This is a genomic window from Peribacillus sp. YIM B13472 (genome assembly GCF_042788005.1).
Lineage (GTDB): Bacteria > Bacillota > Bacilli > Bacillales > DSM-1321 > Peribacillus > Peribacillus simplex_E.
On the sequence record NZ_JBHZPG010000040.1, the window covers coordinates 1 to 23534 of the forward strand.

Here is a 23534-nt window from a genome sequence, read left to right on the forward strand (position 1 = left end):
ACGAGTATTTGCTCCAAACTCACGAGTAAATTGCACAAACTCACGAGTAAACGCTTATAATTCACGAGTTTGCTGCTCAACTTGGGTTTAATAGCCCTTTTCATGTAGGATGGAGCCTTTTTGAGCTCCATCCTTTTTTTGGCGCTGGAAAATGTGGTCCTGAATTTGTCGGATAGCATAAATAAATGGTAAATTAGGAGTATTATAACAATTAGGGGGAGCCATTTATGAGCATACAGAAGGCTACATTACATGAGCTGGAATCACTGACCGAACTTTTTGATTTATACAGAGTGTTTTATGAGCAAACATCCGATCCTGGTCGCGCAAGGGAGTTTTTAAGGGAAAGGCTGACAAATGGGGAGTCTGTGGTTTTTATGGCCTATGATGAAGGACATCCTATTGGTTTTGTACAATTATATCCTTCTTTTTCATCTGTGAGTATGATGCGGTCATGGGTATTGAATGATTTATTCGTGAAGGAGTCCGCCCGAAAAAAGGGATTTGGCGAGGAGTTATTGAACGCGGCCATCACTTTTGCACGCGAAACAGGTGCCAAAGGGGTTTCACTGGAGACAGGCAAGGATAATGTAAACGCACAGAAACTTTATGAAAAAATTGGTTTCGTACGTGAATCGAACCATTTTTATTATTTTACCATTTAATATAAAAAAGTGTAGGGAAAACCTTCCCTACACTTGTTTGCTATTTATCTAGTATATTAATTAGTTAGCAGTTTCCATGCTGGCTTGAATTTCTTTAATTAGAAGTTCGGCACCTTCAGGGCTAAGAATTAATTTACCGTCAGCAAGTTTCATATTGTCATCGGAAACTTCACCTGTAACCTGGCAAGTCATGTTTGGTTTATATTTTTGAAGGATGATGCGCTCTTGTTCCACATAAATCTCCAGAGCGTCTTTCTCATTAATTCCTAATGTTCGGCGCAGTTCAATCGGAATGACTACCCGCCCTAATTCGTCAACTTTACGTACAATACCTGTAGATTTCATTTAATTTACCCCACTAACTTTCTTGCGAATGTTGCATTTAATATTTCGTCACCATTCGACATTATTTGCACTTTTATAAAGATACCACTCCCTACCATATTCGTCAATTCTCGTATCTTCATATATTATCTGCCTCTATATGATTTTTATATTAAATATTAGTAACCCCTTCATAATCCTTGTCATAACAACGTTTCTCGCTTATTTAATTGGTATATTTTGTTAATATAAACATTAAAGTGGAAACGTTTTCATTTAACTCCAAAAGCCATTCTTTTCATTCCATGTCGAATCATCGAGAATGAATTTCTCTAACTTAAAAGAATCCTGTTGATTTTCTATTGCTTTTGAAGGACAATTTAAATTGATCGCTTAAAATATTCCGAAAATTCATTCCGCTTTTGACACAGTGGATATTTCTGAAAATTCTTTCAGAAAACCGAAACGATCGCCATGCTTCCAGAGTCTTACTGACTCATAAAACAGATTGAGGTGAGTCAATTGCGTCCGATTATATTAGGTATTTGTTCCGCTTTCTTTTTTGCATTTACGTTTGTTTTAAATCAGGCCATGGAGTTGTCTGGCGGAAGTTGGATATGGAGTGCATCGCTGCGTTATATCTTTATGGTGCCTTTTCTGTTTTGTATCGTGTTAAGCAGAAAAAATCTGCGTCCCCTTTTACGAGTGATGAGAGAAAAGCCGGGTCCTTGGCTGCTTTGGAGTTTTGTCGGTTTTGGGTTATTTTATGCTCCTTTATGCTTTGCATCCGCCTACTCACCTGGCTGGCTAATTGCCGGCACTTGGCAAATCACGATCATTTCGGGTGCATTACTTGCGCCGCTGTTTTTTGAGAATGTCCAAACGAAAGATGGGCTCGAAAGGCAAAGAGGAAAGGTTTCTGTGAAAGGCCTCCTCATGTCCATGATCATCCTGCTTGGAATCATCCTGATGCAGCTGGAACACACCAAGCACATTTCAATGGCCAATCTTTGGCTGGGAGTGATTCCAATCGTCATCGCCTCGTTTGCATACCCTTTGGGAAATCGCAAAATGATGGAAGTTTCCGAAGGACGTTTGGATGCTTATCAGCGGGTATTGGGAATGACTTTGGCGAGTCTGCCATTCTGGTTTCTGCTTTCATTGTACGGTTTCTTTACAGTAGGGGCGCCGACGAAGATGCAAAGTTTCCAATCCCTTTTGGTAGCACTATTTTCCGGAGTCATCGCCACGGTCCTTTTTTTCAAGGCGACCGATTTGGTAAGCGGAAATATGCAGAAATTAGCTTCCGTTGAAGCTACACAATCGATGGAGGTCCTTTTTGCACTGGCTGGCGAATTACTATTCCTATCTTTACCGATTCCTTCTCCGTTATCGTGGTTCGGCATCTTTATCGTCATCATAGGAATGATCCTGCATAGCTATGTATCACATAAAAAAGAAGGCCCATCCCGAAAACGGATAGTGAGTGCCTAAATAGCAAGTCAAAAAAGCCCTGAAATCTTATCGGGGCTTTTTCGACCTGAAAACAGAATCTGAGTATGTTCTTTATTTCGATAAATTGATGATTTTTTAGTGCGGCAAAAAGCCCAACGTCCATTTTTCCATTAAACTTTTACCTTGAGTAAGTTCAAAAAGTATGTATAATGAAAGGTAATTGCATATGTCAAAGGTTTTCTAGGGTTCCGCAGTGCGTCTATTGCTGGTCTGGTCCGAGAGAAAACTCACAGCATGCTGTGCCACGGAAGGATAAAAGCCTGGGAGAAACTGTTTAACGGTTATCTCTTGGGCTTTTTTTGTTTTTTTTGGTAAAGAATAAAATCGGAGGTGCGGTATTCATGAGCACAAACTGGATTAAAGTATTCATTGCAGCTTTTTTTGAAGTATTTTGGGTGATTGGCTTAAAACATGCAGATGACTTTTGGACTTGGTCTGGAACGGTCATTTCGATCATCATCAGTTTTTATTTGATGATAATGGCTGGCAGGAAGCTTCCTGTCGGAACGGTATATGCCGTTTTTGTCGGTATGGGGACGGCCGGGACCGTTTTTTCCGAAATCATTTTCTTTGGGGAATCGTTCAAGCTGAGCAAAACGCTATTGATCCTCCTCTTATTATCAGGAGTGATCGGCTTGAAACTAGTGACTGATGATAAGGCTGAGAAAGGGGATGAATCTTAATGGCTTGGGTCTCTTTAATCTTAGCGGGGCTATTTGAAATGTTTGGGGTTGCGATGATAAATAAATTGCACAAAGACCGTAATTGGCAATCCTTGCTGCTGTTATTCATCGGATTCGGAGCAAGTTTCCTATTTCTTGCTTATGCCATGCAAACCTTGCCGATGGGGACGGCTTATGCTATCTGGACAGGGATTGGCGCATCAGGCGGAGCGATAATCGGGATGCTCCTATACGGGGAATCCAAAGATTGGCGAAGGGTCATTTTTATAGCCATGGTCCTTGGCGCAGCAGTGGGATTAAAACTTGTTTCATAGGAATGAGTGAAAGTGATTTTTCGTAGAAATTCAGTAGAAAAAAAGTATAAAATATTTAAAAAATCAAAGACGACACTTATTGTCCATTATGTGCCGTCTTTTCACCTAACTTGAATTAAGTAGAATTTTTCATGCGAACGCCGAATTTCTTTTTATAAAAATTGACTTGCATCCATCTTAGTGGAATCTTTCCCCTTAACCTGTTTTAGCGTCGCTACTATAAGAAAGCTAACAATCACTAATAAGAGCCATGAACTTACTTTTCCTAGATGAACGAGACTCCATGCATCGGTTTGGTTTGGATATTCCCAAGCTCCAAAGAACGTTGCGATATTTTCGGCTATCCATATAAAAAATCCGATGAGAACGAATGAAAGTGCGATTGGCATACGATAACGAGTTCCACCAACCTCGTATGTGACCCATGATCGCCAAAAGACGATGATGACAAGTCCAGATAACCACCAACGAACATCAATCCAATAATGGTGGGTGAAAAAATTCAAATAAATCGCAGCGGCAAGAGATACAACGGCCAAAAACGGCGGCCACTTGACCAGTTCAACCTTTAATCTCCTCCACGCCTGGCAAAGATAACTCGCTACACTTGCGTACATGAATCCGCTATACAGAGGCACTCCAAATATTTTGAAGTATCCTTCCTCTGGATAAGACCAGGAGCCCATATGTACCTTGAAAAGTTCAAGACCCAGTCCAATAAGGTGGAACAATGTGATAACCTTTAGTTCATCCTTTGTTTCAAGCCCGGAACGCAACATCCACCACTGCATCAGAAGGCAGATGATGAGCAGCCAGTCATACCGCGGCAGGAAGGGAAGCGGTATGACTTTTGTAATAGCCAAAGAGGCAAAAATAACGGCAGGAAACAAGCATGATAAAGCCTGCTCCCAACCAAAACGAACGAGTTGTTTCAGTGCTCTCATGATTGGTGCCTCCATTTTTTTAATGGTTAAATTCATGAGTAACTCCCCTTTGATGAAATCTTTCTTTTCTTCCACTTTTTTATTCTTGGATGTCTTCATCATTTCGGTATTCTAAAATATCTCCGGGTTGACATTCTAAAGCCTTGCAAATCGCCTCTAAAGTTGTTAATCGAATCGCTTTTGCCTTACCGTTTTTCAATATGGAAAGATTGGCCATCGTTATTCCAACCCTCTCGGAAAGTTCTGTAACACTCATTTTCCTTTTAGCCAGCATCACATCAATATTGATTATAATCGCCAAGTTATTCACCTCAGACTATTAAGTCATTTTCTGATTTTATATCGATGGCTTCTTGTAAAAGCCTTTGAAGAACAGCAGCAAAGACTGCAATCACCATTGAAGCAAAAATAACGACCATTCCGATTAATATGATACCTGGTGCATCGTCCATTTCCGCCATGAGATAAAAGAGCGGCATGCCTGCCACATACAAGCCACTGATCGTGATTGCACAATTTTTTATAGTCTTTAAAGCTCTTACAGATAATTCCGAGAAAGCACTGTTCTTGTCAATATAGCTTAAAAGTTTAAAGGCTTGATATAGAGCAAAGTAAAAAGGTATCGCGGATGCATACAAATCGATAAAAACGAGATATTTCAAATAAGTCATATCCGGATATAATTCTGCTGCAAAGTTCGCTACCTCAGGCACCAAAAAGATGCACAAAGCAAGAACCGGAATTCCAATAAGAATAACAGCTATCTTTAAAAAGAGTGTTGTTCCTAGTTTCATAAAAAGCACCTCACTTATTTATTGTCCATTTAATTTAACATACGATTTATCGTTTTACAATAAAATATTGTTGTCTTTTATTATATTATTATTGTTATCTAAATATCCTTTTCTCTTTTAAAAAAAGAAAAAAAGCATTCCTCATTACAAAGAAATGCTTCATGACTAAACTATTCAATTCATAAATTGTTCCTGTCTACTGATTTGCGTAACCGTATCCCCCTCCTTATATCATCAGGATTTCCCTGATATCCTCTTCTGTAAGTGCAGACGGCGACTTGTCCCCAGGGTCGATGATTTCTTCAATTAGGTGTCTCTTTTTCTCTTGAAGTTCATTCATTTTTTCTTCGATTGTGCCGCGGGCAATAAGTTTGATGACTTGAACCTCATTCTTCTGCCCCATTCGATGGGCACGGTCCGCAGCTTGTTCTTCAACTGCCGGATTCCACCAAAGGTCATATAGAATGACTGTATCGGCACCCGTCAGATTGAGACCCGTACCGCCCGCTTTCAATGAAATGAGGAATATATCCCGTTCTCCTGCATTAAACCGATTGCAGATTTCAACACGTTCCTTTGATGGAGTTTGTCCATCCAGGTAGAAAAAGGGTTGTCCTTTCACGGCCAAATCCCTGCCGATAATTTGAAGCATTTTTGTAAATTGCGAGAAAATCAGCACCCGTCTTCCAGAATGCTTCGATTCCTCTACAATTTGCATCAGTTGCTCATATTTTGCTGAACTGCCTTTATATCCGTCCACAAACAAGGCGGGGTGACAGCATATTTGCCGAAGCCGGGTCAAGCCTGCAAGGATCCTGATCCGATTTTTCCGGAGGGTGTCCTTGTCCAGGTGTTTCAGCGTATCATGCCGCAGCTTCGCCAGATAGGCGCCGTACAGTTTCTTCTGATCAGGGAGCAGTTCCATCGATTCCAGCGACTCGATTTTTTCCGGTAGTTCCGCCAGTACGTCCTCTTTCATTCTCCGCAGCAAAAATGGACGGATCCTTCGGGAAATCTGCTTCCTTGAGAGGTTGCTATACTCCTTTAACCCCATGAATAGTTCAGGGAATACGACGTGGAAAAGGGACCAGAGCTCTTCTAGTGAATTCTCGATGGGCGTACCAGTCAACGCGAAGCGATTTGCCGCTTTTATCTTCTTGGCTGCTCGTGCCGTTTGTGTCACTGGGTTCTTAAAGGCCTGTGCCTCATCGAAAAACACCGTATGGAAGTCCTCTTTTTCAAACGATGTGATGTCCTTCCGGAGCAATGGATAAGAGGTGATCACTACATCCACGTCACCCACTTCCTTAAGAAGCTTCGTCCTTTCAATCTTGTCGCCATCCACGACGACGGCTTGGATATCAGGAGCGAATTTAGTGAATTCACCCAGCCAATTGTAGGTCAATGATGATGGGCAGACAATAAGCACCGGAACCCTTTTCTTACGGATGTCAGGTAGCTCGGATAAAATGAACGTGATGCTTTGCAGTGTTTTTCCCAAACCCATATCATCAGCAAGAATCCCGCCAAAACCGTATTGGGCAAGCATTTTCATCCATTTGTAGCCGTTTTTTTGATACTCGCGCAAGATCGGGTCCAGACTATTTGGCACCACGAATTCCAAGGCGCCAGGATTCCTGATGTTATCCAAAAACTGCCGGAATGATTCTTCCATTGTAAATGTCTGGCTGTCATTAACGGAATCAAGGAGCTGCAGCCCTTTTACGATTGGCATGTTCAGTCTGCTTTCCAAGTCTTCATCCTGAACGGGCAGTGCATTCAGAAAACGATTGATTTCCTCGTATTCCCTTGTTTCAAGGGAAAGCAACGATCCATTCCTTAAACGATAGTATTTCCTTTTTTCTTCAAGCGCTGCTAAGACCTCACGTATTTGTTTATCTGGGATATCATCCATTTCAAATTTGAATTCAAGCCAATTAGTACGTTCTTTTTTAATTTTCACCCTAATGCGCGGTGCAGCATTCCCACGGGAAATTCGGTTTCTTACAGCGGTCGTGGCATAGATTTGTACCAGCTTCTGGAGTTTCGGAACGATGTGGTACAAAAACTCATACTCCAACTCTTCGTTATGCAAGAAATAGCCGCCGTCAGTCTTGGCAAACTGGCTATCCTCCATCAGTTTTAATATCTCCGCCTCTTTCTCAACATCCCTTATAACCTTGGATTCCTGTTTTTCCAAAGGGTTGATCACGATATTTTCATAATGGAATTCCAGCCCCGCAAGCAGCCTGTTTTTCACTCGATCCAAGTATAGTTTTGCAACCAGCGGTGTCTTCAAAAACAATTCAGTGATGGATCTTGCTATATGGACTTCACCGAGTCTTTTCAAACCCGGTACCACTTTGTCCATGAATAATTCCAGCTGGTCATGATGGATTGGAATCTGATTCATCCCCGAATCTTCCATCATTTGCTTTAACTCTGAAAGGCGTTGGAAATCCTCATTTTCGAGCTGAACCAATTTCCCTTCAAATAGAACCAATGTGTATGCATTCATGACGATCATCTCGTGCAGCCTTTTAATATTCAGTTGATAACCTTTGACCTCGCTTTCGGTAAAGTCAAACTGTAAAGGAAGCGGTCCGTTTGATAAACGAAAGCCATTGAATGTAAGGCCACCATAGGCAAGCTTCACCAATGGCGCTACTTCAAGGATGGGGACAAGCCTTCGAAAAGATGATGGAGGCAAAAGTAATAAGTGATTGTCCAATGTATATTCAGATATATCCGTCAGGGCGTCAACATAGACCTTTTCATCCGATATCACTGTAATGAGCTCCTGAAGCACGATATCATTTTCATTCTGAAAACAATGCAGCACCGGGTCATAGTTAAATGACCGGGACACTTGGGCAGGCTTTCCTTCTTTAACTCGCTTCAGGAAATCCCGGATATTCGCCACATTGAAAGAACCGATTTTCATTTCCAGTCCTAACATATATTGATCCGTTCCCATCCATATTGGTTTACACGTAAATTCCGCTTCAAGCATCTTTCTTTTTTCAAAGTGGCGCTGATGACCGCTTTTGCGTACAGTCTGATTATTGAATAGGGTCAGCAAGCCTTCTGACAACTTCTTATTGGCTGCTGTATCAGTATCGGGTGCATGCAGACCCTCAGGGATCGTCCCATCTCGCTGATGGTCGTAAACCGACAGCAGGACGGCTGCAATATGCTGGCAATCCCTTGGGAAGGAAGCTAGCGTAGGACAGCTGCATTTCGTCTGAAATCCGCCGACAGCATCCACTTCAATCTTGACATGGAAGTCTTCCTTTCCTTTAACCGTTGCTTCACAGCCATCAGGACGGTAACTTTCAAATGTCACTTTATTGGCACGATGAAAAGCTTCCCCTCTTTTGAAGGAGACGGCCCCGCACATGTCTTTTATGATTTTTTGATTCATTTTGATATCCAAATCGCCGTCCTCCTTCCGAGGTTTTGTTGTTGAGTGATTTTACATTCCGCTGAAAAATAAGCTCATTTTATCATCATACTATGAAATGGGTTTACGGGGTTGTAAAAAAGCAAAAAGACAAACTCCCATATTCGGAGTTCATCTCTATTTCAACAAGGGGGAATATTGCACCATCATTGTTGTCCTTTGGTGTTGCCTTTCTTTTTTTTTCGATAAAAGAAGCTGAACACAAGGAATACAAGAAGAATGAGAAAAAGGATAAGTTCAATGGGATCCTGCACCAAAAATGGGTTAAAGGCATGCTTGATTGAATTATCCAGATCAAATCCCATTAATATATCCATACCTAAAGATATGACCACTAAAGGGGCTAGGATCAAAACTGTAATACCAAAGATTTTCATTTCTCATCAATTCCACCTTTTAGGATCTTATTTTGGTGCTTGTTTTCCTTTTTTTCGATTCTTAAAAAAGGCAATGATCAGGAGAAGCAACGGGATGATCACCTGAAATGGCAGATGGATGTAATGAGGTACGGCACCTAGCCCTTCATAGATATGTTCCGTATAGCTGCTTGCTATAATAATCGAGATCAATAAAATGACCATGCCAACAGGGTAAGCAAGTCTGGAGGGCTGTTTAACATTGAAAACATTCGCCGTACCCGTTACCGCTACATAAGTAAATACACATATCTTGATGAACCCGCCAATCAACAACAAAAACAAGAAGTACACATCGAGACGTTCAAGAAAGCCAGCGACCTCTATTGACTGAATGAGGGTAAGAAGGGGGTATTGCGAACGTGTTGTAAGGTCTACACCAAGTACAGCAATATTAACAGCCATTATTATCGCTAGAAAAATCCCGCTTGTCGCCAAGCCCCCTATCCCAATTTTTTTCAGTCGCTGAGGCTCATTCAAATAAGGAAAAATCATTAAAAACACAATGATCTCGCCAAATGGAAAGAAAACGGTTTTAGTGAAACCCATTTTCATCATCTCTGTCCCGCTGATTTCAAAAATGGGTTTTAAGTTGTTTAAATGAATCATGCCTGAAGCAATAATCAGAAGCATGAAGGTCATTAAAAGTAAATTCTCCAAGACAAAGAATAGTTCCCCCGTCCTCGCCAATACTTCTATCCCTTTACGGACCGTATACACCACGACTAAAATGAATACAGCGTTTGCAAAAAATAACGGAAGACGAGGATAGGCAAAAGTAAGCAGTGTATCCCCGAAATCCCTCAGCACCCTTGCAGCAAGATAGATGAAATAAAGGATGTATAGAAAAGCTACGATCCTGCCTAGAAAATTCCCCAATAAATGTTTTACAAACTCTGTTAACAGCTGTTCAGGGTAGTATTGAAAAAGGCCATAATAAATGAAAAACAATAAAAATCCGCCTATCATCGCAATAAGGATAACTAGCCAAGCAGCCTGCTTGGCTTCACCTGCAAGCGGAACCAAAAGTGCACTACCCATTTCAAACAGGACAATAAGGACGAACAGCTGGTAACCGCTGATTTTTGCCTTTTCCATGAGGATGCCACTTCCTTTCCATTATTGATCTTTCTTTTTTAAATTTGAAAGAAATGGCTTATTACGTAATCCGGTACGGCGAATGAAAGTCTCTGCCTGCACATCTACTTCGAGCTTAGGAAAAGATACATCGTCCCAGTTTTTTTCGATTTTCTTCCATTCTTTAGGGTGGTTTTCGTGCATGATTTCACCAAAGCCAAAAATATCGGATTTATTTTTTTGTGCCCGAACGACCGCATCTTCCATCTCCTTCTTTAATTTCTTGGCTAACTTCTTTTCAATATCTATCAAAACATGCGTATCGGTTAGATTCAAAGGAACATTCACCTCCCGGATATCTCCTTCTGCACGGACCTTTATAAATACCTTAGGTTTTCCATTTTCCATTTTTACCGAAACGTTAGTTTTTTGACGAATCACCTGGTAGGTGACTGCGTCTTTTTTACCCTCCCAATCGATGTTTAAATGGGTACTTTCGATCCTATCCAATACCCACATTGCCCCTATTGCCTTATCGCCATCCAGCCAGTCAATCAATTTTCCATCTTTAAAAACACCAATTCCCGCTGCATTAGGGTTTGCCTCAATATCCGAAGACTGGGTATTCTCCATTTTATCCTCTTTACCTGTGTTTCCTCTCACGGTAAAACCACTAATTATCGGTTCTTTACCGGTACTAAGCAGATTCTTGATCACTTCTTGGAGATTGATGCTAATATTTTTCCCCTGGGTTTTTTCAGTGACTTCAATCGTCCTAATGATTTTCTCAGCAGATACCTTATCGATTGCGGTTAACGTTTCGATTATATCCTTGGCTTTAACACCTCGGGAAATCACGATCCTCGTAGTTGCCCTGAATTCCGGTGAACGCTCAAATGCATCGAAAATATAGTTGAGGCCCTCTTCTTTTGCTAGTTCCTCACCGATGACAACCAAGTTGGCATGAGCAAAATACATATCACGCGAGATTTTAGTTGTAGCGCTACTATCCAATTCAAGCACATTATCTCCGGTGGCCCTATAAATGGATATCGGTGGATTTGTTCCGCCGCCGCCCTGAAGAGCTCCCGCTACATTGCTTGGATTAATGATTTGGAATGTTCCCACTATCTTTCCTTCTTTATTTCTATCGAGTCCAACTGCCGAGACGATGGCTATTTCGTTTAACTCTTTTTTATCCCAACAGCCGGAGGTGAATATGGTGGCGATCAACATCATCCAGAGCAGAACTAATCTTTTACGATTCATTGCCTTCACCTTTTTTCTCGTCAGAAGTTTTCATTCCACGCGATTCAGGAGGCAGAGGTCTTTGATTATCGCCTTCCCTTATCAGATTATTTTCGTTGGTTAAAAATTTTGGCCTTTCCTTGAATGCCCACATAGGTCTTCTGAAGAATGTGTCGCCCAACCCTTCCGGATTCAGAGGGGCGAGCGGTGTCATATAAGGAACTCCAAGTGAACGCAGGCTGCATAAATGGACAATAAGGACGATAAAGGCTAAAATCATTCCATAAAAGCCTAAAGTGCCGGCACAAATGATGAATCCGAACCGCACAATGCGAGCAGAAATCGCTATGGAATAAGAAGGGGTTGCAAAACTGGCAATCGCCGTAATCGAGACGATGATGACCATTGCCGGTGATACGATACCAGCCTGGACAGCCGCCTGCCCGATGACCAATGCCCCGACAATGGACATGGTCGAACCAACAGCCTTTGGCATCCGAAGACTTGCTTCCCGTAATATTTCAAAGGTCATTTCCATGAGAAGCGCTTCAATGACGGCAGGCAAGGGGACCGTTTCCCTTTGGGCCGCTACAATGACCAGCAACTTCGTTGGGATCATTTCCTGATGAAAAGTCGTGGCTGCAACATAGACAGCTGGTCCGACTATAGAAATAATGAAAACGATGATCCGTAAAAAACGTGTGGCAGAAGCAATGTCGAAGCGATTATAGTAGTCTTCGACGGATTGAAAAAACTGTACAAATATTGCCGGGGCTACCAAGACGAAAGGCGTTCCATTAACGAATATCGCCACTCTTCCTTCCAGAAGATTTCCTGCGACCATATCCGGTCTTTCTGTATGGTTAAGGGTTGGGAATGGGGTCATGACCTGGTCTTCTATCAATTGTTCAATATATCCTGATTCAAGAATGCTATCGATGTTAATTCGATTTAAGCGCTTCTTGACCTCTTCGACGATCCCTTCTTTGACAATTCCATTTATATACATGATGGAAACGTCCGTTTTTGTCACCGTGCCAATTTTCATCGACTCTATCCATAAATCCGGGGTGTTGATGATCCGGCGTAACATGGCGATGTTCGTTCCATTCGATTCCGTAAACCCTTCTCTTGAACCCCGAACAGTCAAATGCGTGCTCGGTTCCTGAATCGAGCGCTTTTCTCCTCCTCTTGTACTGGCAACCAGGGCGATGTTGATACCATCAACAAAAATGATGCTGTCCCCGGATAATAATGACAAAAACAATTTTTCCCAATCCTTGACGGTTTCTACACCACCGAGGGAAACCACGTCTTCAGAGATTATATCCAATGCTTCTTGCGGAAGCATTTTTTCTGATAGATGAGGATTTTTCATGATTGACTCAATTAAAAAGTCCGTAACGCTTGGATTATCAATCATACCTTGCACATACAAGATCGTTGTTTTCAGCTCCGGTTTTTGACCGATTTTCAACGTTCGGATAATGATGTCCGGACTGTTTCCCGTCTTTTTCTTCACGATTTCCAGATTGGCAGAAATGGAACTTTCAATATAATCAGGCGTTTTGCCTTTGGATTGATTTTCATCTTCCTTTTTCTTTTCACGTTGCTTCACTTGTCTCTTTTGTTTGAAAAAAGAAGCCATAGCACCGAACCTCATTCCTTTTTCGTTTCACTCATTTTGTCCAAAGCACTCCCCCTTTATTCTGAGTCCAGCCGTCTTGCTCCATACAAAAAAGGCTGTCGCAATGACAGCCTTTGGTGGTTATTTTCGATTATGTAATGAAAGAGCCGACTTTAACGGCCCAATCAACTAAACTGAAATTATACTTTGCCTTTATTCCTTCTAAAAATCAAAACAACGAAAGTAATGAATAGCAAGGCCAATATCGCATAAACGATGTTTGAATAAATGTCCATATACCCTACAATATCTTCCCACGAAGATCCAACAGCTGCCCCGATATTCACTAAGATGATGTTCCAAATTAATGTTCCGGATGTTGTGTAAAGCAGAAAGAGCCAAAAGCTCATATGGGACATGCCTGCCGGAATCGAGATCAGGCTTCTGATCAGAGGAACCAGTCTGCAGAAAAACACGGTCCATGACCCGTACTTGTCAAACCATGAATTCGCCTTGTGGACATCCGATACCGTTAACCTAAGAATATGGCCCCATCTTTCCACGAACTTTTCAATGACCTTCACATCAAGAAGTAAACCAATTCCATAAAGGACGACTGCCCCTGCCACTGACCCTATAGTCGATGCAATCACGACGCCCATAATCGTCATGTTCGCTGTAGTCGTCATGAAACCGCCAAAAGTAAGAATGACCTCAGACGGAATCGGCGGGAAAATATTTTCCAATGCTATTAATAGAAAGATTCCCATATACCCAAAATCATTCATGAATTCCGTAATCCAGTTTTCCATTTAATACGCTCCTAACTTTCTTGAATCAACAGCTGACTTGTTACCTGCCGGCTACTTATCTTGCAATAACCTTGCTCTCTTTATTAGCGATCTTTGTTCTTCCGCCGGTCTTGATACCTTTGGAAAAACCAAATGGAAATCGCAATCCAACAACCACCCGCCAAATATCCGGCAATGATATCACTAGGATAATGGACCCCTAAATATATTCGGCTTATACCGATCGAGAGGATCATCAACATGCTGAACAGAATCAATAGTATCCTTGCCCACCTAGCCGTAATGTGACGCCATAGCAGAAACGTGAGAATACCGTATAAAGAGAATGCATTCATGGCATGTCCACTAGGGAAACTGTACCCCCCTATTTCGATGAGCCTATGCAAATCGGGCCGGGCGCGTTGAAAGAATAGCTTAACCATCAAATTAAGAAGAGGTGAACCAACCATGACTGCAGTGAATAGGACTAGTTCCAGACGATGCTTCAAAACCCTATATAAGAAAAACAAAATAAACAAGGAAAGGATGATTATGGAACCGGTTGAACCTATGTAGGTAAAGAACTTCATGATGTCCGTCAGAAGGGGAGATTCAATTCCTTGCACCAAGGAAATCACATCTTCATCAAATTTCAGGTATTCATTTGCACTTATCGTAAATGCCATGAAACTGAATCCAATTAAAGAAAGTACACTTATTAGAAAGGCAATGGTTAATTGCTGCTTTAATTTCATAATAACATCCTTTCACTTTTTAAAACCGTTTCATATGGAACTTTCTATTTTATCATATCTTCTTCATTGCATGGTGCATGTAAATGCTTGATCGCCAGCCAACCTAATTCGGGGAACATGCCTGGGCACAAAATTTGCTACTTCATCATATTACTCTATTCGTCATTGTCACCTCAACTTCAGGTTACTATAAGATTTCCTGTTGAACGTTTAAGGAAGTGGCAGGAACATGTATGCCATGCGTCCCCACTAAAAAGAAAAAAACCTTATGCAGGTTAGTGCACAAGGTCTTTCGTTTTTTAAACTGTAGGGAACGCCCTAAGCGGTAGTGATGTCAAAGTTTGCCCGGTCGCTGAATCGGTAAGATTCTCTTCTAACTGGAATGATGGCACCGCTTCAATATGCTTGAATTTCTTAAGGAATGCAGTAAGCGCAATCTTTGCTTCGAGTCTGGCTAACGGCGCTCCCAGACAGAAATGAGGGCCATTTCCGAAGGTAAGATGTTTCTTATTATTGGGGCGGTGGATATTAAGGGTGAAAGGGTCTTCAAACATCTCTTCGTCCAAATTAGCTGCACTCATCCAAACAACCACATTTTCCCCCTCTTTCAATTCCACTCCCAATAGATCGTTATCTTCCTTTACTGTGCGATCCAATTTAATAAGATTGAATCGGAAACGAAGCATTTCTTCGACCGCCTGCGGAACCAAATCCAGATTTTCATGTAACTCTTGATAAACTTCTTTGTCATCATATAGCAGGGAATAAAAGCTATTGGCCAGTAAATGACTTGTTGTCTCGACCCCCGCTCCTAAAATCAGCATCGTCGTCCGGACAACCTCATCATCCGTAAACATTTCCCCATCCACTTCTGATTTCAATAGATCTGAGATGATATCATCTGCCGGGTTTAATCGTTTTTGCACAACAATCGGATACAAATACTGATAGTATTCTTTTGCTGCCACTTGCTTTAATTCATTTACTTCTTCTTGTTTTTCTTTATCAAAAGGAAGGAATAAGATATCCACCCATTTCTTAAACAATAAACGATCTTTTGAAGGAACGCCCATCAAATCCGACATGACAATGATCGGAAGCGGACTCGCCAATGATTGCACAATATCGATTTCCGTGTCCTCACCCATTTCTCCAATCAATTCATCTGCAATTTCCTGGATCCGAGGTTCCCAGTTTTGAAGACTTCTAGGTGTGAATGCTGCAGCCAGCAGTGAACGGCGTTTTCTATGCTCAGGTGGATCAGCTTCAGTGATTTTGATTTTATCAGGTACAGAACCTTCATCACTATCCGTTCCAACCGATATGGTAGTCCGTTTCCGAACACTCGAAAAATGTTTATAATCACTGAGAACCCGCTTCACATCTTCATATTTAAAAACATTCCACGTACCCGTTCCTTCGTGATAACTCACCGGGTCATTTTCTAGCATCCGTTTGCACCAAGCGTACGGACTAAATTCTTCCGTCCGTGTTTTAAACCTAGTAATTTCTTTTACTGCAATAACTTCTTTCATGATACCGACTCCTCCCACTTCTCAAAAGTCACCTAACAAAAGGATCGAATGTTCAGCATTCTCCATCTTCGTCGATTTGTTATAGGGTCGAGCATTCCTGATAGACTTTTTCACCGTATCCTTAAATACACATCTATTCCATTATAGGGTAAAACACCGTTACAAACCATGCATCTTCCATACCAGCAGCCGTACATGAAATTTGCACCACACTCCCAACAACCCTATGTAAAACTGCTTATTTTTTACAATTCACTTTCTTTTTCTATTTTTTTATGTCTCTCAATTGATGTTTAAAATCCAATCCTCTTTTTCAAATTCGGTGACAGTGCTTTTCACTAAGTTATTTCAATATAGATTATTTTTTATAATTGACTGAGTTTGAACCGGAATGCCTCCACTGCATAGAAAACGGCTGCACATGCAACCGTCCAGTTTGTTAAACCCTCACTGGATTGAAGGAATTTGCGACACTCCTGCCGAATAACTGGCTTGCCGAGACCCCGGAGGCGCTTGCGGTGAGGAGGCTTGGCAGAAAGTCGGCGGAAAGGGAGCGGATTTCTGAAATTTGCTGGATTGTTTTTTAAAGAAAAAAACTGCAGGCAAACTCGCTTTTCTTCGAGTTTGCCTGCAGTCTGAACGATGCTGCCGTCAATTTTTGCCCCTTTTAATCAGTTCATGTAAATCATCCATTTTCTTTTCCATGATATCCAGTCTGGTTTTACGTTGCTTCATGGAACGGAAAAGAGATACAGTCCCAACGATGATCAGGATTAGAAATACAAGGCAAAACAATTGGTATATCATATCCGCAATATTAAACCCACTACTCACTATGTAATCCCCCTAAATGGCATTCTCAATATTCTATTATACACCAGGAAAAATGAACAATTTAACCTTTTTAAGGAGAATCGGGAATAAAAAAACCGATAGCCATTTGCTATCGGTTGATCTTTTATCCCTCTATTTGTTGATCGTCGTCAATCTCTTCTTGAGGCACAATTAATTCGTTATAGAATGCAGCCGTTGTTGTTCCTGCATAAGGAATCAACCATAGTAAACCAATTCCCAGCGTGAACATGCAAAGGATGCCCCACCCGATGAAGCTTAGGTGCATAAGGAAATACTTCCATTTCAAGCCCTTCATTCTTTTTCTGCTTTCTGTAATGGCTTCAAGCACCGTGTATTCAGGATGATCCTTCAATAAGAAAAACTGCTGCGAATAGGCGATAGCTTTGATGATACCCGGAATGATTAATAATAATGACCATAAAAAAATGAAAATTGCTTGTAAGATGGATGCCCCAATAAGCTTGAAAGAGGTTTTTCCATCTTTATAGATAGCGAATACTTCTGGAATATCAGGGTTTCCTTCCCTAACCAAATTCAGGTAGAACCAAGTGGTTGAAATGGTAAGCGGGATTAGGGCAATGGAAAAGACCATGCTGAAGATATCAGTCCATAATGGTGTTTCTTCCTGCATGAGCCATTGTGAAAACCCACCGCTTCCGATCACTTCGACAATTAAAGGTAAAATGAGGTTGATCAAGAACAAGAGCAACATAAGCGAAACAGTTACTCCCCATTTACCTCCCAACGACTGAAGGGCTTTCCTCTTTAATTCTGAGATTCTCATACTCTGATTTAACTCCCCTTTTTTAAACGGCGGAATTCTGAATGTTCCTTTATTGTAAATATGGATAGAGTCAGAAAAACCACTATTTATTTGATGTCTAAATCTCATAATATTTCTAGTCGTGGACTTAAATTCCTAGAAAGCGCACACGGATAGAGTCAAGCGGTTGAACCGGTTTCGAGCAACCATGATCAAACTCCTTTCTGGCCCTTGGTCTATTGGCTTGTTTGTTTCTCCATAACAGTTTATGAAGGGGAAAATGACAATATGTCCTTCCAAATGAAAAATACCTTCGCTAAACCATACCCTGTTAAGGCGTACGGTCAGTGAAGGTGCTTGTATTTATCGTTAAATTTACTTTCATTAATCTAGTTCTTTTTTCCTTCTCCCAGATAGAACGGGCCACTCATTTATTCCTAACCTAAAATTTTCCGAACAGCATGGATAAAAATGTTAACACCGTACTCCATGGCATCTTCGTCAAAAGTAAAACGTGGATGATGGTGGGGATAGGTTATTCCCTTTTCCTTATTCCCGGCTCCTATCAAGAAATAATTGCTAGGTGCCTTCTGTTGGAAAGCCGAAAAGTCCTCAGCCCCCATCGTCGGTTTTGGATGGTCGACAGAATGTTCTCCATATACTTCACGGACAGTTTCTTCAATGAGCTTTGTGACTTCATTGTCATTTATGACTGGCCGATATCCAGTTAGAAAGTTAAATTCATAAGAGGCACCATGTGCTTCCGTAATGCCTTTGATTACCCTTTCCATAAGAATTGGCATGGATTCCCGGAATTTCAAATCAAAACTTCGAACCGTCCCGCTAATCTCTACGGAGTTTGCAATGACATTGGCCGCTCCCCTCCAACGAACTTTCCAATAGAGAGAACCAAGTGGTCCAGCAGATCTGTATTGCGGGACACGATATATTGAAGATTCGTAACGACCTGGGCACCGATCGCGATACTGTCAATCGTTTCATGAGGTGTAGAACCATGGCCTCCCTTTCCTTTGATGGTCAGAAAAAAAACATCCGGCGCAGCCATCATCGGTCCATACACTTTGTAGCTTCTTGGTTTGGAACTGCTTGGTGCATTGTCCAATCATTCTGATATTTTACCATGAAACAGGGCGTTTTTTCTTTTCAAACTTTTTCCTGGCTTTATGATTACCATTAAAATGATCACAACAAAAAAGAGCATCCCAAAGCAGAAATCGCTTCCGCCTTTGGAACACCCTCTTTCCTATAATCAATCAGAGCCAGTTATAACAAAATCGTCTTGGAGCAAAGCTAAAGGAAGCTTTCTATTAATAGGATCCCCTGCCGAAACATTAATTTCAGTAATGTGACCGCTGGCACCTATTGAAACATCAATCAATTTCCCATCTTCCGTTTTCACTAAAAAGAGCCTCTCCCATTCATAAACATAGGAATTCTTTTGAACGTAAACTTGTTCGACGGTCCCATCCTGAGCACACTCGATGGTATGAATCGGTTTTAACACGGAATCACTCCTCCACTCTCCATTATTTGACTAAGTCTTATACCCAGCCACGGAATATTGAGGCTTCTGCCATTTTTCTGACACCCACCATATACGCTGCCAGCCTCATATCCACTTTTCTTGTCTCGGACATTTCATATACTTGATTAAATGAATTGACCAATAACTCTTTTAATTTAGTTTGGACTTCAGCATCTTCCCAATAATAACCTTGATTATTTTGAACCCATTCAAAGTAAGAAACTGTCACACCGCCTGAACTTGCCAATACATCAGGTACGAGAAGCACATTGCGTTCCGTCAAGATCTTGGTTGCCTCCAATGTGGTAGGTCCATTCGCTGCCTCCACGACAATTTGGGCTTTGATAAGATGTGCATTTTCTTTGGTGATTTGATTGGAAATGGCAGCAGGCACTAAAATATCGCAATCTTGTTCCAGAAGTTCCTGATTGGTGATTGTATGATCGAATAGTGTCGTTACCGTTCCAAAGCTATCCCTTTTATCAAGTAAGTAATCGATATCCAGACCATCCTGGTTATAAATGGCACCATATGCGTCCGATATGCCAATCACTTTCGCACCTGCATCATGCATGAATTTGGCCAAAAAGCTTCCTGCGTTCCCAAACCCTTGGACGATGATGCGTGCACCTTTCAATTCTATGCCCTTACGCTTTGCCGCTTCCTCGATACAGATTGTGACACCTTGTGCAGTCGCCTTTTCCCTACCGTGTGAACCGCCCAGTACCAGTGGCTTACCTGTAATGAAACCAGGAGAATCGTGTTCTCTTATTCTACTGTACTCGTCCATCATCCATGCCATGATTTGTGAATTCGTATAAACATCCGGGGCCGGAATATCTTTTGTCGGCCCCACTATTTGGCTTATTGCCCGAACGTATCCACGGCTAAGCCTTTCCAATTCACCGATGGACATTTGGCGCGGATCACAGATGATGCCGCCTTTTCCTCCGCCATATGGCAGATTCACGATTCCGCATTTCAAACTCATCCACATTGAAAGTGCCTTGACTTCTTCCTCATCGACTTCGGGATGAAAACGGATTCCGCCTTTCGTCGGACCGACAGCATCGTTGTGCTGGGCACGGTATCCAGTGAAAATCTTCGTCGTATTGTCATCCATCTTAATTGGAATCCGGACGGTCAGCATCCGAAGAGGCTCCTTCAAAAGCTCGAACACTTCTTCAGAATAGCCAAGCTTATCAAGCGCCTCCTTGATTACGACCTGTGTTGAATCAAGCAAGCTGGCAGTTTCTTTTTCTTCTTTGACAGTTGTACTCAATGGAATTCACCTCATAGGTATATTAGGATAAAACTCTTTTAATGCGTTCGATTGCCCAATCCAAGTCTTCTTTTGTAATCACTAATGGTGGAGCAAAACGGATAACTGTATCATGTGTTTCTTTACATAGCAGTTTTTCTTCTTTAAGCTGCTCACAATAAGGTCGTGCTGCTTCTGTTAATTCGACTCCGATGAATAAGCCTCTGCCGCGGATGTCTTTAATCATTGGATTCTTGATTTCTTTTAAACTATCCATAAAGTATTGTCCAAGCTCCAATGAACGTTCCGCAAGCTTCTCTTCTTCAAGGACTTCCAATGAAGCGATGGAAACTGCACATGCCAATGGATTGCCGCCGAATGTAGAACCATGGGAACCAGGATTGAATACGCCAAGGATTTCACGGTTTGCAGCTACGCAAGAGATTGGGAAAACCCCGCCGCCCAGCGCCTTACCTAAAATGTACATATCGGGAACTACTCCATCCCAGTCAGAGGCGAACATTTTTCCTGAACGTCCAAGTCCTGACTGAATTTCATCAGAAACGAATAGGACATTATTTTCTTTACATAAGTCGTAAGCTTCTTTTAAGAATCCTTGTGGCGGAATGATGATTCCCGCTTCACCTTGAATCGGTTCGATTAAAAATCCAGCCGTTTGCGGTGTAATCGCTTCTTTCAATGCATCAAGATCGCCGTAAGGGATAAGCTTGATCCCTGGCAGCATCGGTCCAAAGCCCCTTCTATATTCATCATCGGATGACAGGGACACGGCTGCCATCGTACGGCCATGGAAGTTCCCGATACAAGCAATGATTTCAGCTTGGTTTTCTGCAATTCCCTTAACATCATAACCCCAGCGTCTAACAGCTTTGATGGCTGTTTCAACGGCTTCAGCACCTGTATTCATAGGCAGTGCCATGTCTTTTTGCGTAATGCGTGAAACCATTTCATACCATGGTCCTAATTTATCACTATGGAATGCACGGGATGTCAATGTTACGCGATCAGCTTGTTTTTTTAATTCGTCGATGATTTTCGGATGCCTGTGGCCTTGGTTCACTGCTGAATAGGCACTAAGCATATCCATATATTTGTTGCCTTCAGGATCTTCCACCCAAACTCCTTCTGCCTTCGAAATGACGATTGGAAGTGGATTATAATTGTTTGCACCATATTGTTCAGTTTGCTCGATTAATTTTTCCGTTAAAGTTGTCATGTTGATTCCCCCTAAAATTTATAGCGTTTCAGATGTTGTTTTACCTTGAAGATGAAGAACTAAATAATCGGGACCGCCCGCTTTTGAATCTGTACCTGACATATTGAATCCGCCAAATGGCTGGTATCCTACAATGGCACCAGTACAGCCGCGATTGAAGTACAAGTTACCTACGTGGAAATCCTCACGCGCTTGTTCGATATGTTCAATGTTGTTAGAGATGACTGCACCCGTTAATCCATAATCCGTGTTATTGGCAATCTCGATTGCATGATTGAAATCTTTTGCCTTACAGAATGCAACAACCGGTCCGAAAATCTCTTCTTTCATGACACGTGCGTTCTCATCTACATCGGCAATGATAGTTGGCTGGATGAAGAAACCTTTTGAATTGTCTCCTTCTCCCCCTGTAACAATTTTCCCTTCTTCTTTACCGATTTCAACGTAGCTCATGACTTTATCGAAAGCTGCTTGATCGATGACCGGACCCATGAAGTTGTTTAGATCTGTTGGTTCCCCGATCGTTTTTTCTTTCGTTAATTCAATGGCACGATTCAAGACTTGGTCATATACATCTTCCACTATGACAGCACGTGAACAAGCAGAACATTTTTGACCGGAGAATCCGAATGCAGAAGCGACGATTGATTGTGCCGCCAATTCCAGATCAGCCTCTTTATCAACAACGATCGTATCTTTACCGCCCATTTCAGCGATGACACGTTTTAACCAGATTTGGCCTTCATGTACTTTTGCCGCACGCTCATAAATACGGATACCGACATCACGAGATCCGGTAAAGCTGATGAAACGTGTACGAGGATGATCTACCAAATAATCGCCTACTTCGGCACCGCTTCCTGGAATGAAGTTCACAACTCCTGCAGGCATGCCCGCTTCTTCCAGCACTTCGATGAATTTAGCTGCAATGACCGGTGTTGTACTGGCCGGTTTCAATAGGACCGTATTACCTGAAACAAGAGCAGCCGTCGTCATGCCTGCCATGATCGCAAACGGGAAGTTCCAAGGTGAGATGATGACACCCACACCAAGCGGAATATAATTGAAAGCATTGTGTTCAATCGGACGGCTTTCCACTGGCATGCCGTCTTTAAGCTTCAGCATTTGACGTGCATAGTATTCCATGAAGTCGATCGCTTCCGCTGTATCTGCATCCGCCTCATTCCAAGGCTTCCCTGCTTCTTTAACCAATAGAGCCGAGAAATAGTGTTTTCTTCTGCGAACGATCGCTGCAGCCCTGAATAAAATGTTTGCACGCACTTCCGCTTTCGTTTTTCTCCAAGTTTGGAATGTCTTATCTGCCGCTTGCATCGCTTGCTCTGCAAGATCTTTATTCGCTTTGGATACGGTTCCTATAACTTCTTCTTTATTTGCTGGGTTTACAGAGGTAATGACTTCATCAGTAAACACTCTTTCACCATTAATGATCAGCGGATATTTCTTCCCTAGATCATTAGCTACATCATTCAATGCCGCTTGAAAAGCTTTATTGTTTTCTTCGATTTTAAAATTAGTAAATGGTTCGTGTTTATATGTTTGGACCATTATGTCTCATCTCCCTAAATTTTATGTTTTTATTTCACACTTATTTAACAAGCAAGTTCCGTGCCAACTTTTCATTTTTTTGAAAAAATAATGTTTTTTCTTTAAATATGCAATGAAATTCAGCACTTTTGGGGCAAAATTGACATAGTATGCCA

At 41.7% G+C, this 23534-nt stretch carries 22 protein-coding genes, 1 pseudogene and 1 riboswitch; of the genes and pseudogenes, 4 read left to right on the forward strand and 19 right to left on the reverse strand.

Annotated elements, in window-relative coordinates; genetic code table 11:
* The first annotated feature begins 227 nt into the window (after window positions 1-227).
* The gene (locus ACFX4I_RS22610; protein ID WP_230300771.1) at window positions 228-665 is read left to right on the forward strand and encodes a GNAT family N-acetyltransferase; all 438 of its coding nucleotides are present in this window, start codon (window positions 228-230) and stop codon (window positions 663-665) included.
* Between the two features lie 60 nt (window positions 666-725).
* On the opposite strand, the gene ACFX4I_RS22615 is transcribed toward ACFX4I_RS22610, so the two are convergent.
* Window positions 726-1010, reverse strand: coding sequence for a transition state genes transcriptional regulator AbrB (locus tag ACFX4I_RS22615; protein ID WP_230300772.1), 285 nt, complete (start codon window positions 1008-1010; stop codon window positions 726-728).
* A 501-nt stretch (window positions 1011-1511) separates the two neighbouring features.
* Between ACFX4I_RS22615 and ACFX4I_RS22620 the strand changes: the two genes are divergently transcribed.
* From ACFX4I_RS22620 to ACFX4I_RS22630, 3 genes are all read left to right on the forward strand, one after another.
* Window positions 1512-2483 (forward strand): DMT family transporter, encoded by a 972-nt coding sequence (locus ACFX4I_RS22620; RefSeq protein WP_230300773.1) that lies wholly within the window; start codon window positions 1512-1514, stop codon window positions 2481-2483.
* A 190-nt stretch (window positions 2484-2673) separates the two neighbouring features.
* Window positions 2674-2773: riboswitch (guanidine-I (ykkC/yxkD leader) on the forward strand.
* 72 nt (window positions 2774-2845) lie between these two features.
* Window positions 2846-3187: a DMT family transporter gene (locus tag ACFX4I_RS22625; protein WP_063232562.1), complete on the forward strand. Its 342-nt coding sequence runs from the start codon at window positions 2846-2848 to the stop codon at window positions 3185-3187.
* The gene (locus ACFX4I_RS22630; protein ID WP_098373619.1) at window positions 3187-3501 is read left to right on the forward strand and encodes a DMT family transporter; all 315 of its coding nucleotides are present in this window, start codon (window positions 3187-3189) and stop codon (window positions 3499-3501) included. The genes ACFX4I_RS22625 and ACFX4I_RS22630 overlap by 1 nt, the downstream gene beginning before the upstream one ends.
* A gap of 152 nt (window positions 3502-3653) precedes the next feature.
* Here ACFX4I_RS22630 and ACFX4I_RS22635 read toward each other — a convergent pair whose 3' ends face one another.
* From ACFX4I_RS22635 to pruA, 18 genes and pseudogenes are all read right to left on the reverse strand, one after another.
* Complete coding sequence (locus ACFX4I_RS22635) at window positions 3654-4445, reverse strand: DUF817 domain-containing protein (RefSeq protein WP_283933104.1); 792 nt, start codon at window positions 4443-4445, stop codon at window positions 3654-3656.
* A gap of 79 nt (window positions 4446-4524) precedes the next feature.
* Window positions 4525-4746 carry a helix-turn-helix domain-containing protein gene (locus tag ACFX4I_RS22640; protein ID WP_309518586.1) on the reverse strand — a complete coding sequence of 74 codons (222 nt, stop codon included), beginning with the start codon at window positions 4744-4746 and terminating at the stop codon, window positions 4525-4527.
* Between the two features lie 10 nt (window positions 4747-4756).
* Window positions 4757-5239 (reverse strand): DUF2975 domain-containing protein, encoded by a 483-nt coding sequence (locus ACFX4I_RS22645; RefSeq protein WP_230300775.1) that lies wholly within the window; start codon window positions 5237-5239, stop codon window positions 4757-4759.
* 226 nt (window positions 5240-5465) lie between these two features.
* A complete protein-coding gene (locus tag ACFX4I_RS22650; RefSeq protein WP_377423151.1) occupies window positions 5466-8675 on the reverse strand; it encodes a DEAD/DEAH box helicase in 3210 nt (1069 codons plus the stop codon).
* A gap of 173 nt (window positions 8676-8848) precedes the next feature.
* Window positions 8849-9079 carry a YczF family membrane protein gene (locus ACFX4I_RS22655; protein ID WP_230300777.1) on the reverse strand — a complete coding sequence of 77 codons (231 nt, stop codon included), beginning with the start codon at window positions 9077-9079 and terminating at the stop codon, window positions 8849-8851.
* A gap of 27 nt (window positions 9080-9106) precedes the next feature.
* Window positions 9107-10216, reverse strand: coding sequence for a GerAB/ArcD/ProY family transporter (locus ACFX4I_RS22660; RefSeq protein ID WP_377423155.1), 1110 nt, complete (start codon window positions 10214-10216; stop codon window positions 9107-9109).
* A gap of 21 nt (window positions 10217-10237) precedes the next feature.
* Complete coding sequence (locus ACFX4I_RS22665; protein WP_377423156.1) at window positions 10238-11464, reverse strand: Ger(x)C family spore germination protein; 1227 nt, start codon at window positions 11462-11464, stop codon at window positions 10238-10240.
* Window positions 11454-13091 carry a spore germination protein gene (locus ACFX4I_RS22670; protein ID WP_377423158.1) on the reverse strand — a complete coding sequence of 546 codons (1638 nt, stop codon included), beginning with the start codon at window positions 13089-13091 and terminating at the stop codon, window positions 11454-11456. The genes ACFX4I_RS22665 and ACFX4I_RS22670 overlap by 11 nt, the downstream gene beginning before the upstream one ends.
* Window positions 13092-13270: 179 nt before the next feature.
* The gene (locus ACFX4I_RS22675) at window positions 13271-13882 is read right to left on the reverse strand and encodes a DedA family protein (protein WP_230300781.1); all 612 of its coding nucleotides are present in this window, start codon (window positions 13880-13882) and stop codon (window positions 13271-13273) included.
* Window positions 13883-13965: 83 nt separating this feature from the next.
* Window positions 13966-14616 carry a phosphatase PAP2 family protein gene (locus ACFX4I_RS22680; protein ID WP_309518581.1) on the reverse strand — a complete coding sequence of 217 codons (651 nt, stop codon included), beginning with the start codon at window positions 14614-14616 and terminating at the stop codon, window positions 13966-13968.
* A gap of 299 nt (window positions 14617-14915) precedes the next feature.
* Window positions 14916-16154, reverse strand: coding sequence for a cytochrome P450 (locus tag ACFX4I_RS22685; protein ID WP_377423204.1), 1239 nt, complete (start codon window positions 16152-16154; stop codon window positions 14916-14918).
* A 648-nt stretch (window positions 16155-16802) separates the two neighbouring features.
* Complete coding sequence (locus tag ACFX4I_RS22690) at window positions 16803-16985, reverse strand: DUF4083 domain-containing protein (RefSeq protein ID WP_230300783.1); 183 nt, start codon at window positions 16983-16985, stop codon at window positions 16803-16805.
* 124 nt (window positions 16986-17109) lie between these two features.
* The gene (locus ACFX4I_RS22695) at window positions 17110-17790 is read right to left on the reverse strand and encodes a DUF975 family protein (protein ID WP_377423162.1); all 681 of its coding nucleotides are present in this window, start codon (window positions 17788-17790) and stop codon (window positions 17110-17112) included.
* 416 nt (window positions 17791-18206) lie between these two features.
* Window positions 18207-18847, reverse strand: a pseudogene (locus ACFX4I_RS22700) (amidohydrolase); the annotation flags it as partial.
* Between the two features lie 192 nt (window positions 18848-19039).
* Window positions 19040-19294, reverse strand: a complete 255-nt coding sequence (locus ACFX4I_RS22705; RefSeq protein ID WP_076364404.1) for a biotin/lipoyl attachment domain-containing protein — start codon at window positions 19292-19294, stop codon at window positions 19040-19042.
* 37 nt (window positions 19295-19331) lie between these two features.
* Window positions 19332-20597, reverse strand: a complete 1266-nt coding sequence (locus ACFX4I_RS22710; RefSeq protein WP_377423164.1) for a Glu/Leu/Phe/Val family dehydrogenase — start codon at window positions 20595-20597, stop codon at window positions 19332-19334.
* Window positions 20598-20619: 22 nt separating this feature from the next.
* Window positions 20620-21813: an ornithine--oxo-acid transaminase gene (locus ACFX4I_RS22715; RefSeq protein ID WP_305161853.1), complete on the reverse strand. Its 1194-nt coding sequence runs from the start codon at window positions 21811-21813 to the stop codon at window positions 20620-20622.
* Window positions 21814-21831: 18 nt separating this feature from the next.
* Complete coding sequence (gene pruA / locus ACFX4I_RS22720) at window positions 21832-23379, reverse strand: L-glutamate gamma-semialdehyde dehydrogenase (RefSeq protein ID WP_249597328.1); 1548 nt, start codon at window positions 23377-23379, stop codon at window positions 21832-21834.
* Window positions 23380-23534: the final 155 nt, after the last annotated feature.